The organism is Tannerella forsythia, from assembly GCF_003860135.1.
Classification (GTDB): Bacteria; Bacteroidota; Bacteroidia; order Bacteroidales; family Tannerellaceae; genus Tannerella; species Tannerella forsythia_A.
Genome location: NZ_RQYN01000006.1, coordinates 68275 through 80726 on the forward strand (window position 1 = coordinate 68275; position 12452 = coordinate 80726).

Sequence of the window (12452 nt, forward strand, 5' to 3'; positions counted from 1 at the left end):
ATACCTCCTTCATCCGATAAGACTAAATAAGATTATATAAGGATCCGATAAGGGAACGATTGAAAAATAGCACGCAACTTTGCGGCAAAATAACACAAGTACATCATGAAAACAAAGTTCATTCTTATCACGTGCCTGCTTGGGCTTTCGTCTTTAAACGCGATCAACGGACAATATATAAAAGGCAAAGTATGTTCGCCTAACGGACTGCCGGTCGCGAACGCAACCATTATTATGCAGACTGTAGACTCGATTTACGTACATTCAGCCTGCACCGATTCTCTCGGTCTTTTTCATCTACCATCCGATCTGACAGATTATCGATTAATCATCCACCATCTACTGTATGAGACACATGAGGAACGTTGTTGCGGCCGACAAGAACGGTTGATTTATCTGAAAGAAAAAGATCATTCGCTCCAAGAAGTGATTGTGAAAGGCGCTCGCTCTCTCTTTCAACTGACAGATGGGAAGATCGTTTACGATATGCCTCTTCTGCTAAAAAACAAAGTTGTCGGCAATGTGTATGAGGCGTTGCTTCAATTGCCGGGTGTGAGAGAACAAGATGGTGCATTGGTTTTAGCCGGAGCCACGGGTGTTTCGATTTTGATCAACGGACAAACCGCTTCAATGCCTCTATACAATCTGATTGCATTGCTGAAGATGCTTCCGCAAAGCCAACTTGAATCGGCTGAGATTATGTACGGTTCCTCCCCCGAATACCATGTACGTGGAGCGTCCATCAATCTTATCATGAAAGAACAAGCGAGAGAAAGAACGTTGGAGGGACAGCTAAATAGTACTTACTTTCAGAAACACGATGCGAGTTATACGGCAGGCGCTGCATTGCTCTATACGGCGACTCCGTGGAGCACGCATTTCAACTACTCGTACGATATAAACCATGAGAAGACAGGAGTTCATCTGTATGCTCACCATCCGTATCATGATCAGCCCAAAATAATCGAACAGTTTAATCGGGGTAGCAGAAGAGCAAACACGCATTACCTGCGCATGGGCGTAAATTACACCTTGCCGCATAAGACGAAATTAGCACTGACTTATACATCGCAGATAAAAACAGCGATACGTCACCGTGAATATTCGGAAGGAACATTTGCGCATTCCATCAATCATAAAACTAACCAGACTCCTGTACAACTGCACAATATCCTTTTAAGCTATACTTCCGACGGCGGAAAAGCAGGAGTAGAATATACTCACTATCATGATTACACTTCTCAAAATTACAGAGAGTACAGGAGTGCCAAGAACCGTGCTTTTATTACGAGACTCAGCCAACGAATCAACCAACTTCGTATTTTCGGCGACCGCAGCCATCCGGTTGGCTCATGGACATTGAATTACGGAGCACAATATGCCTATGCTCACGACCGGAGTTACCAATGCTATAACCACGTCGAAAAGAGCGATGCCCCCTCCTCAAACTTCGACAGTCATCTTACAGAGCATACTGCCCAAGCCTATATCGGGATCAAGAAAACCATCGGCGACAAGTTCTCGCTATCCGCATCGCTGACCGGTGAATATTACGAATTCGCCGAAGTAAAAGCATGGAGCGCTTTCCCTACTTTATCCGCCACGTATACGCCCTTCTCGTCTTACTTATTTCACCTTTCTTTCTCGTCCGACAAAACCTATCCGGAATACTGGCAACTGCATGGTGGAAAAAGTTACCTCAACGGATATGCCGAAGTTCATGGCAATCGTTTTCTGAAGCCGTACCGCGAATTTTCCGGACAGCTTAGCACGATCTTGAACAGAAGATATACCTTAACCCTTTACGGTAATTATCTGAAAGATTATTCCGCTCAATTACCTTATCAGGTGCCCAATCATCCGCTCCTAATCTATCAGGTCGTGAACTTTGATTATAAACGAACATTCGGTTTAAACATAATTCTTCCGTTCCGGATGGGACGGATATGGGATGCCCGACTAACCGTCAACACATTTTATGACAAAGTCAAGAACTTGCATTTTCATGACCTCTCGTTCGAAAAAGAGAAATGTGTTTTATACTCCCGTCTGGATAATACTATTCGTCTATCTGCCAAGCCCGACATTAAACTGGAGATTGCAGGAGCGTATATTTCCAAGAGTATTCAAGGCCCGCTTGATTTGTCTGCTTTATGGAATGTCGATGCCGGCATCCAATGGTCTTTTTGGAACAATCGTGCGGAATTACGTTTGAAAGGTACCGATCTTTTTAATCGTTGGACACCGGACATAGTAATGAGATATGCTTCACAAAACCTGCGAATGGACATTATCCCCGATTCTCGTACCGTTACGCTTTCGTTCACGCTTCGTTTGGGAGATTTCAAATCTTCGGAGAAGCGTATTGACTCTTCAAGATTCGGTACACACTGACAGTCTTCCCAACACGCCTATCCTCTGTTTCTCCGGAAATCCCTATCTTTGCCTTTCGAACGGCTTACAGTTTGTAATGAACGTGACGATCGGCGAACGTAACATCATGTATCTTCTGGGAGTAGGGCCTAAACGTGCCGAACTCCTGAAGAAAGAGGTCGACGTGGTCTCTTTCGAAGATTTGTTGTACTATTTTCCTTACAAACATATTGACCGTAGCCGGTTCTATCGGGTCAGCGAGATCACGGGCGACATGCCTTATATCCAGCTCAAAGGACGGATTGTCTTTTTCGATACGGTCGGAGAAGGACGCAAAAAACGATTGATCGGTAAATTCACGGACGACACCGGCACTATCGATCTCGTCTGGTTTCAAGGACTTAAATATGTCACCGACAAGTATCAGCCGGGAACGGAATACATCGTCTTCGGCAGACCGAAAGCCTTCGGTCATTCGGTGAATATCCCTCATCCCGAAATCGATCCGGTGGAAAATGCGCCACAGGTAGCCAGCGGACTGACCCCTCTTTACCATACGACCGAGCCGATGAAAAAGGCGTTTCTCCATTCGCGTGCCATCCAAGACCTGCAATATACGTTACTCTCGACGCTCGACTGGCAGATTCCCGAAACATTACCCGAAACTATGGTAAAGCACTTTCAGATGATGTCGGTCTCGGAAGCCATCAAGAACATACATTTCCCCGAATCGGCACAAAAGTTACAGGCGGCTCAGCAACGTCTTAAATTCGATGAACTGTTCTATATTCAACTCAATATCCTGCGTACGGCAACGCTTCGGCGAAACAAGCTCAGAGGACTCGCTTTTCGGAGGGTAGGCGACGCTTTTCATACGTTTTACCGTGATTACCTGCCCTTCCGGCTGACCGGCGCACAGCAACGCGTGCTGCGTGAAATCCATGCCGATATGAAGAGCGGACAACAGATGAACCGGCTCTTGCAAGGTGACGTGGGCAGTGGGAAAACGCTCGTCGCTCTGATGGCGATGTTGCTTGCCGTTGATAACGGCTTTCAGGCGTGTATGATGGCTCCGACCGAAATTTTAGCCAATCAGCATCTGACCACGGTGAAAGAGTTTCTGAAAGACATGGATGTGCGGGTCGAGTTGCTTACCGGATCAACCACGAAAAAGCAGCGTAGCACCTTACTCCCGGCCGTAGCTTCGGGCGAGGTCGACATCCTGATCGGTACGCATGCGCTTATTGAGGAGACGGTCGTTTTCAAAGCCCTCGGCATGGCGGTAATCGACGAGCAGCACCGTTTCGGCGTGGCACAACGTTCGAAGCTGTGGGTTAAGAACCAATTTGTTCCTCATGTACTTATCATGACGGCTACGCCCATCCCGCGTACCCTGGCCATGACACTCTATGGCGATCTGGATGTTTCCGTCATCGATGAACTGCCACCCGGCCGCAAACCGATAAAAACGGTTCATCGTTACGATACGAAAAAAGCAGAGGTATACGAGTTTCTGCGGAGCGAGATCCGGAAAGGACGGCAGATTTACGTTGTCTATCCGCTTATCGAAGAAAGCGAGAACCTCGACTATAAAAATCTGGAAGAAGGGTTCGAAACATTCAAAAAAGTGTTTCCCGAATACCGGGTGTGCATGGTTCATGGCCGCATGAAAGCGAAAGAGAAAGACGCCGAGATGCAGCGCTTCGTCGGAGGAGAGGCACAAATCCTCGTGGCTACGACGGTTATTGAGGTGGGTGTCAATGTCCCGAACGCTTCGGTAATGGTTATCGAGAGTGCCGAACGTTTCGGATTGGCGCAACTTCACCAATTACGCGGACGTGTGGGGCGTGGCGCCGAACAATCCTATTGCATCCTGATTTCGTCGTACAAGTTGAGTAACGAGACACGCAAGCGACTCGAAATCATGGTTCGGACAAACAACGGCTTCGAGATAGCCGAAGAAGACCTTAAACTGCGTGGCGCGGGCGACCTTGAAGGGACGCAACAAAGCGGCGACGGACTGTTTCTGAAGATCGCCAATCTCGCGCACGACGGAGAAATCCTCCAACGCGCCCGTCGGACAGCACAAAAAATCCTCGATAACGATCCCGATCTGACAAAGCCGGAACACAAGCTGCTGCGCGATCGGCTGAGTTCGCTTTTCCGTCGAAAAATGAATTGGGGACTGATCTCTTAACCTCACTTTTTTGACCGGACACGAAACACTGAAAACCTCAGTCGAGCCATAGCTCAGGATCGAGCTTATGCTTTTCTTTCCATAACTGGAAGTGGAGTACGGTCTCGTTATTGTTCTCCGTATCCGTATAGATTTTTCCGATACTCTGACGGGTTGTCACGTTGTCACCGGCTTTTACATAGACATGACTCAAGTTGCTGTAAACGCTCAGATAGTTGCCGTGTCGCACGATGACACTGTTGTTATAGCCCGGAACGACGAAGACGCGTGTCACCACGCCATCAAAGACGGCACGAGCCTCTGTTCCGCTCGTCGTCTGGATATCGATGCCGTTGTTATTCGTACGCACATGCTTGAGATCCTGATGCTGGTGTTCTCCGAAAGTGGAGATGATGCGATATTTCCCGTTGAGGGGGAAAGGTAGTCGACCGCGGTTCGAGGCAAAATCGGCCGAAAGTTTCTGTTCTGCTTTCGTCATCGCATATCCGCCGCTACTTTCGGCTTTCCGTTTTCCATTCGATGCTTTGCCCGATTTTTTTACTTCTTCGGCAATCAGTTTCTCGATTTGTCGATTCAACGCTTCGGCCTGACGTCGCTTTTGTGCCAACTTTTGCCGCAGGTCTTTCTCTTTTTTGTTAAGCTGCTGTACTTCCGCTTTCTGTTCCGACTCCTCCTGTTGCAGTTTCCGGCTTTCCTCCTCGCGAGCATCGAGCAGGGCTACTTTGTCCGTACGTGTCTGCTCCAGTTCTTCCCGTTTTTTATCCAGCTCTTCCTGTTTTCTGACAATCAGCAACGCCTGCATCTTCTGCCACGACGCATATTCGCGCAAATAGCGCATCCGGCGGAGCGATTGGGCGAAGTTATCAGCAGAGAGCACGAAGAGCAACCGGTGTTGCGATGCGCGGCGCGTATACAGATTCCGCACCAGTTGGGTATATCGTTCTTTCCGATCATTTAAATCTCTCTCCAATACGGTCAGTTCACGCGTAGCATCACCGATCTGCTTGTCGAGTACGGCGATCTCCTGATTAAGGAGACTGATCACCTTTTTCCGTGCGATCACCTGCTGCGATATCAGGTGCAGGCGGTTGAGCGATGTCTGAGCTGAGGCACGCGCTTCGTTAAGCAACAGAGTTGTCTGTTCAATTTCGCGAAGTGCCGCTTTCCGCTGCGCTTCGAGCTGCCTGAGCGTATGTGTCTGTGCGGTTACACGAGCCGCGCAAAGCAGCATGGCAAGGTAACCGACATACAAAACATATCGTATCAGGCGTATGCGTTTCATTGAGACAGAGCCTTGAGGATTTGTTCCGGAGTTACTCGTTCATACCCTTCGGGAATGATAAATTTCAGGTCGACAGGCGTGTTAATTTCGACTTTATTAAATCGTATCGATAACTTATGATCACGCAAGGACGCGAGCATATCCATCGGGAAAAGTCGCCCTTCGACGGTACGGAAATTCGTATAATCCCACATGAGGGTATGCTTGTCGGCATCCGTGATTTCGGTCGTACGAAGTTTGGCCTCGTTATCGGCTAAGAAACGGTAGTGTATACCGGTTGCATCAGACGTTTGAAGACGATAGCCGGCGGGTATCCGCTCCCAGCCGAAGCGGCCACGATCGTTTAAGGTGACAGCTTGTTCACCGGGCAAAAAGAGGCGGTTGGTGAGGAGCGCCTGCAAGTTTCCGAAGGTAAAGTCGAGATGTTTGCGGGCTTTCAGGTCGGCGATGGATTCGGCAAAGTAGCGCTTGTTCATTCGGTCGATCGCCTTGACACTGTCCCGGCTCACTTCGAGTCGGAACATCTCAATACCGAGGAAGGGTTGAACAGAGATTTGCAGTCGGTCGTCTTGACGCAGTTTGAGTTGCGCACGCGAACCAACTTCTTTTCCCGAAGCGGGGGTGAACTCAAATTGTATTTTGGCCGAAAGGGTATGGTAGCGAAGCGACTGCTCGTCGAGCGTACGAAAAAATTCCGTTTCGGCTTTCAGTGCGGGATCCGTTTCACCTGTAAACTCTTTCACCGTCCGACATCCTGAAGGTAGCATACTCAGGACGATGCACACATACATCCATAACGATCTAAGTGATATTTTTTTATTCTTCATTCGGGTCTTCAATATATATTCCTTCTGCTATTTTGCGTTTCAATATTTCCGTGTCTTTGCCCAACTCTTTCGCCTTCTTCCATTGCTCCAATGCTTTTTCCTTATCGCCCATCATATAGAGGATGTCGCCATAATGATCGACGAGTTCGGAACTGTTCGTCGTATCTTTTTCGAGCGCACTGCGGATGTAAATATGCGCGAGCGTATAGTTCCCTTTCATAAAAAAGACCCACGCATACGTATCGAGATACGTCGGGTTATTCGGCTCCAGTTTGATACATTGGGCGCTCATCCGTTCGGCCTTATCCAAGTCTCGTTTACGAAGCGTCAGGAAATAGCTGTAGTTGTTTAGCACGGGTACATTCTTATCGTTGTATTTCAGCGCTTCTTCATAAGCGCTGAAAGCCTCTTCCACCTGTTTCATCTGATAATAGATGTCACCGATTTGACCGTAAAAGTCGGAGCGCAGCGGTCGATTTTCTTCGGGTATCTTGGCCAGCCCTTCCTGATAGGTCTCAAGTGCCTTCTGATAATCCTTCTGCTGGTAATATGCGATACCGAGGTAGAAATAATATCCCGGCGCTTCGGGAAAAAGTTCCTGACATTTCCGGCAGATGCGGATGGCTTCGTCGATATTTTCGGCACGGAAGGCTAAATTAAGGAGTTGCTGCCAGGCCGATTCATTGTCGGGCTCCATTTCGGTAACCAGCCGGTATTGGAATTGTGCCTCATCCGTTTTGCCTTGCATCGCCAGCAGACTGCCGTAGTGAAGTTTTAGTTCCGTATCTTCGGGGTGTTGCTCGAGCAAGGTCTGAAAAAGTGCGTTGGCCGATTCGGTACCGTTCCGTGACTGTTGCAGTTGACCGATATAACGTGCCAGAATCCCCATCTTTGTACTTACGTCAAGATCTTTATTTACCAAAGCGGTACGTATCTGCGCCTCGGCAGCCTCATGATCCCCCACCTGCTCGTAATAGTTAGCCATCGAAACCGTATAATATGGGTTCGATGGGTCGATACCGTGCGCCTTTTGGTAATATTCGTATGCTTTTACCGTATCGTTCTGCTGGAGGTAGAGGTCGCCGATCAGGATCGGATATCGCGCATCCGAAGGATATTTGTCGGCCAGTTTTTTCAGTTCGCCGAACGCTTTTTCCGGTTCTTCAATCTGCATGTACAGCTTGTATTTCTGCGTCGAGAGCGCTTCATTCATCCCGACGGCATTCTCCAGATCATTAAATCGGTCGATGGCCTCGCCGATCTCGCCAGCCTGTGTCAGCGCCTCGGCGAGATAATAATTCAGCTCTACTTTACCGGGGTAGGTCTTTACAAGTTCGCGATAAATCTCGGCCGCTTCGCCATACATGCCGATGTTGAGCGAGAGGGAAGCAAGCGCTAATTTATAATGGAAGTTGGAAGGAGCATACGCGACTGCTTTCCGCAGAAAAACGGCGGCTTTCTCAGGCTGATTGAGCTGCAGGTAAAAAGCCGAGAGTTCGTAGAGAGGTGCGGCTGCCGTAGAATCCGTTTGGAGGCAGTGATAAAACATTTCGTACGCAGCGTCATATTTTCCTTCGTTCTTCAGTTTCACCCCTTCGTAGAAAAAGTAATCTACCTTGCGCTGTATGGCTGCGGGCGATGACGTCTTACGGGGCTGAGCATGAGGCGCGGCCGAGAGTATACCCGCATACAACAGCAGGATGCTCCATAAAACGACAGAACGGTATTTCGCGCCTATCCATCTCGTTCCAAGCAGTATGTTTCTTTTTTTATTCAAAGGTCGTATGATAATTGTTATTCAGCATTCTGCGGAGATCTTCCGTCTTTATTTTATCTCCTTCCCGTATGTCCGAACCCTCCGGCGCCTCGTTCCGTTTCGTCGAGTATTTCTTCGAGTTCCCATGTCACATGTGCATGAGGGGCAATGACCATCTGGCAGATTCGCTCGCCATCGTTCACGGTAAACGGCTCGTTCGAGAGATTCACCAAAATAACCCCGATTTCGCCGCGATAATCGGCATCGATCGTGCCCGGTGTGTTTAGCAACGTGATCCCATGCTTGAGCGCCAATCCGCTGCGCGGACGTATTTGCGCCTCGTATCCTTCGGGCAGCGCGATGAATAGGCCGGTGGGAATCAGTCTACGTTCGAGCGGACGAAGCACAATCGGCTCCGGCAAGTTCGCACGCACATCCATCCCTGCCGAAAGAGGGGTTGCATACTGTGGCAACGGATGGTGAGAAGTATTGACAATTTTGACTTTCATGCTTTCTGTTCTGTTTGCCGGGCAAAGGTAGAAAAATTTGTTGAGTTGTCGTTTGATAATTGTTAATGAGAACGTAAAAAACGAAAAAGCCTTCCCAGTCCGAAAAGGCTTTCTTTCCAATATCCGGCTGCGTCTTACGGAAACAATAGAGCATCCCTTCGGGGCTTACAAAAACTGAAAGCCCGAACGAATGCTTCGCTCCTGACCTCTTCTGTTTTAAATCTTCCGATAAACCTGATCGAACGGCACACGAAAACGTTCGCCCCAGACACCTTCGGGCAACCGCACGCCGCATGAAATGATCATATTGATCTCCGTGCCGCGTGGCAGCTTCAGAATACGTTTTACCATACGACTGTCGAAACCTTCCATCGGACACGTATCGTATCCGGCATCCGACATGGCAAGCATAAACGTCTGTGCCACGAGACCGCACGATTTATGCACCACCACACGTATATCGCCTTCCGAAACCTGACGCACCATAGGACGGAAAAGCCCAAAGCACCATGCCAATACTTTGCGTAATGCTCCGAGCAGTCCGAAGCATCGGGCATAGAGAAACGGCATGATCCGCGTATAATACAACTCCCATCGTTTAATACGTTTTGCTTGACGAGGTGACGGACTATTGCGTGCGACATTTCCACGTTCGAACGTGAGCGCCTCTTGGGCGCGTTGCCGGTATAAATCCTGTCGTGTGACGAAGACGACCATCTGCTTCGCGGAGCTCGCCGCCAACTGTCCGAGGCAAGCCTGCGAGAGTTTTCGCAGCGTCTCCGGGTCGGTTACGTGATACGCTTCCCACAATTGCATGTTACTGCTCGTCGGGGCAAGCGTGGCCAGCAGAATACAGCGTCTGACTGTTTCGGGATCAATCTCTTTCGCCGGATCGTACTTACGCACCGAGCGGCGATGGACAAGTATTTCTTCGAATGTCATCTGTTTTACGTTTTGATATCGTTAAAAAATAAGAAAGCCGAGCACTTAAACAGTGAGTACGGCCATTTATCGTACAACCATCTGCGAGGGATAATTGTTCTCGTCGCGCAGAGAAAACGATGCCTTACAAGCTTTTTTTATGCCGATCTGAAATTAATTATGTATTTTTGAACTTTAAATTGTTTTGGTTTACGTATGCAGACTCTCTTTCCGAATCCTCCTTTTTCGCTGGGTATCGACTCCGATACGCAAGAGAAGATCATTGTTTCTGTGATCATTATCTTGTTGGTGTGGCTCGTACGGCTTATCATCCTGAGGTTGGTGTGGAAGACCACGAACAATCACAAGAGTCGTTATTTATGGAAACGAATCATGTCGTTCGTGGCCCCGACCACAGTGATTATCCTGATCGGGATGGTCTGGGTTAACGCTTTTCATCACGTAGGTACGTTTCTGGGATTACTCTCGGCCGGGATCGCCATTGCACTCAAGGACTTGCTGGAGAATATGGCGGGATGGCTCTTTATCATGATACGCAAACCGTTCACGGTAGGCGATCGTGTGCAAATCGGCGAAGACAAAGGAGACATCATCGACATACGGCTCTTTCAATTCACGATTCTCGAAGTCGGTAACCGTATCGATGCCGAACAAAGCACGGGACGCATCATCCATATCCCCAACCGACGGGTGTTCACGATGCCGCAAGCTAACTACGATCAGGGCTTCAAATACATCTGGAACGAGGTACAGATACGCATCACGTTCGACAGCAACTGGACGAAAACGAAAGAGATTCTGTTGCAAATTCTCAACAAATACGGAGCAGATGTCGTACAATCGGCCGAGGAAGGGCTTTGCGAGGCAAGCAAAATGTATTACGTGCACTATCAACACCTCACACCGATTGTGTACCTCACGCTCGTCGAGAACGGTATTCGTCTGACGGGGCGCTATCTCTGTGAACCGCGAAAGATACGAAGCACCGAATCAGCCATCTGGGAAGATATCCTGACGGCCCTCGAAGCACACGACGACATCCGATGGGCTTACCCCACCCAACGGTTTGTTTCTTATCATACCATACCGGATATTCCGGTCGACCGTCGGGACTTTCCGGTAAAATAACTTGTATTCTTATGAAATGTAACATAGCTGATTTTGAAATCATGGCCCCTGCCGGTTCGTACGAATCACTGATGGCAGCCATTCAGGGAGGCGCCGACTCGGTGTATTTCGGCATCGAGGGGCTGAACATGCGCGCCCGCTCGTCGAACAACTTCACGACGGACGACTTGCGCAAGATCGCTTCGATCTGCGATGAACACGGTGTAAAAAGTTATCTGACGGTGAACACCGTTATTTACGACGAAGACCTGCCGCTCATGCGCACCATCATCGACGCGGCGAAGGAAGCCGGCGTCTCGGCGATCATCGCGGCCGATGTCGCGGCGATGGCCTACGCCAACAGCATCGGGCAGGAAGTACACCTTTCGACCCAACTGAACATCTCGAATACGGAGGCGCTGAAATTCTACGCTCGTTTTGCCGATGTCGTCGTGCTTGCACGCGAGTTGAACCTCACGCAGGTACGCGCCATCTACGACGCGATCGGCACCCAAGGAATTTGTGGCCCGAAAGGAGAACCGATCCGCATCGAGATGTTTTGCCACGGTGCGCTCTGCATGGCCGTCTCGGGAAAATGTTACCTGAGCCTCCACGAGATGAACGCCTCCGCGAATCGTGGCGCCTGCATGCAGATCTGCCGACGCGGGTACACCGTAAAAGATCGGGAAACGAATATCGAACTCGATGTCGAGAACCAATATATCATGTCGCCCAAAGACTTAAAAACGATTCATTTTATGAATAAGATGATGGACGCGGGCGTGCGGGTATTCAAGCTCGAAGGTCGGGCACGCGGACCCGAGTACGTACACATCGTCACATCGTGCTACAAAGAAGCCGTACAGGCGTATTGCGAAGGCTCTTTCACGGACGAAAAGATCGCCGCATGGGACGAGCGACTGAAATCGGTCTTCAACCGCGGCTTCTGGGATGGTTATTACCTCGGACAGCGGCTCGGCGAATGGAGCAGTCATTACGGGTCGAGCGCTACAAAACGAAAAGAGTACGTCGCACGAGGCATCAAGTACTTTTCCGGGCTTAGCGTAGCCGAATTCGAGATGGAGAGCGGAGAACTGCGCGTGGGAGATGAGATTCTGATCACCGGCCCCACGACAGGCGCGTTGTTTCAGACCGTCGAAGAGATACGCGTAGACCTGCGACCCGTTCCGTCGACTGTAAAAGGCGAGCGCTTCTCGATCAAGACAGCCGAACGTATCCGCGCTTCGGACAGAATGTATAAGATGGTACAGGTAGAACGAAAAAAATAAATCTGCGTGAAGATTTATCTCCCGCAAATTGTTTGTAACAAATCTGTGTGAAGATTTGTCTCCCGCAAATTGTTTGTAACAAATCTGTGTGAAGATTTGTCTCCCGCAAATTGTTTCTAATAAATCTGTGTGAAGATTTATTTCCCGCAAATTGTTTCTAATAAATCTGT

At 49.1% G+C, this 12452-nt stretch carries 9 protein-coding genes; 4 read left to right on the forward strand and 5 right to left on the reverse strand.

Annotated features, from left to right (window positions below; all coding sequences use genetic code 11):
• Nucleotides 1–105: 105 nt before the first annotated feature.
• Together EII41_RS03195 and recG are read left to right on the forward strand one after the other, a co-directional pair.
• Nucleotides 106–2394: an outer membrane beta-barrel family protein gene (locus EII41_RS03195; protein WP_124789395.1), complete on the forward strand. Its 2289-nt coding sequence runs from the start codon at nucleotides 106–108 to the stop codon at nucleotides 2392–2394.
• 76 nt (nucleotides 2395–2470) lie between these two features.
• A complete protein-coding gene (gene recG, locus EII41_RS03200) occupies nucleotides 2471–4570 on the forward strand; it encodes an ATP-dependent DNA helicase RecG (RefSeq protein WP_124789401.1) in 2100 nt (699 codons plus the stop codon).
• Between the two features lie 37 nt (nucleotides 4571–4607).
• On the opposite strand, the gene EII41_RS03205 is transcribed toward recG, so the two are convergent.
• The 5 genes from EII41_RS03205 to EII41_RS03225 form a co-directional block, all read right to left on the reverse strand.
• On the reverse strand, nucleotides 4608–5852 hold the full coding sequence (locus EII41_RS03205) for a murein hydrolase activator EnvC family protein (protein ID WP_260425457.1): 1245 nt from the start codon (nucleotides 5850–5852) through the stop codon (nucleotides 4608–4610).
• Nucleotides 5849–6679, reverse strand: a complete 831-nt coding sequence (locus tag EII41_RS03210; protein ID WP_124789396.1) for a DUF4292 domain-containing protein — start codon at nucleotides 6677–6679, stop codon at nucleotides 5849–5851. The genes EII41_RS03205 and EII41_RS03210 overlap by 4 nt, the downstream gene beginning before the upstream one ends.
• Nucleotides 6669–8456, reverse strand: coding sequence for a tetratricopeptide repeat protein (locus tag EII41_RS03215; RefSeq protein WP_411292573.1), 1788 nt, complete (start codon nucleotides 8454–8456; stop codon nucleotides 6669–6671). The genes EII41_RS03210 and EII41_RS03215 overlap by 11 nt, the downstream gene beginning before the upstream one ends.
• A gap of 53 nt (nucleotides 8457–8509) precedes the next feature.
• The gene (gene dut / locus EII41_RS03220; RefSeq protein WP_124752081.1) at nucleotides 8510–8944 is read right to left on the reverse strand and encodes a dUTP diphosphatase; all 435 of its coding nucleotides are present in this window, start codon (nucleotides 8942–8944) and stop codon (nucleotides 8510–8512) included.
• Nucleotides 8945–9160: 216 nt separating this feature from the next.
• Nucleotides 9161–9886, reverse strand: a complete 726-nt coding sequence (locus tag EII41_RS03225; RefSeq protein WP_124752080.1) for a nitroreductase family protein — start codon at nucleotides 9884–9886, stop codon at nucleotides 9161–9163.
• 195 nt (nucleotides 9887–10081) lie between these two features.
• Between EII41_RS03225 and EII41_RS03230 the strand changes: the two genes are divergently transcribed.
• Both EII41_RS03230 and EII41_RS03235 read left to right on the forward strand, forming a co-directional pair.
• Nucleotides 10082–11014 (forward strand): mechanosensitive ion channel family protein, encoded by a 933-nt coding sequence (locus EII41_RS03230; protein ID WP_124789397.1) that lies wholly within the window; start codon nucleotides 10082–10084, stop codon nucleotides 11012–11014.
• A gap of 11 nt (nucleotides 11015–11025) precedes the next feature.
• Entirely contained in the window at nucleotides 11026–12282 is a 1257-nt protein-coding gene (locus EII41_RS03235; protein ID WP_124789398.1) for a peptidase U32 family protein, read from the forward strand.
• Nucleotides 12283–12452: the final 170 nt, after the last annotated feature.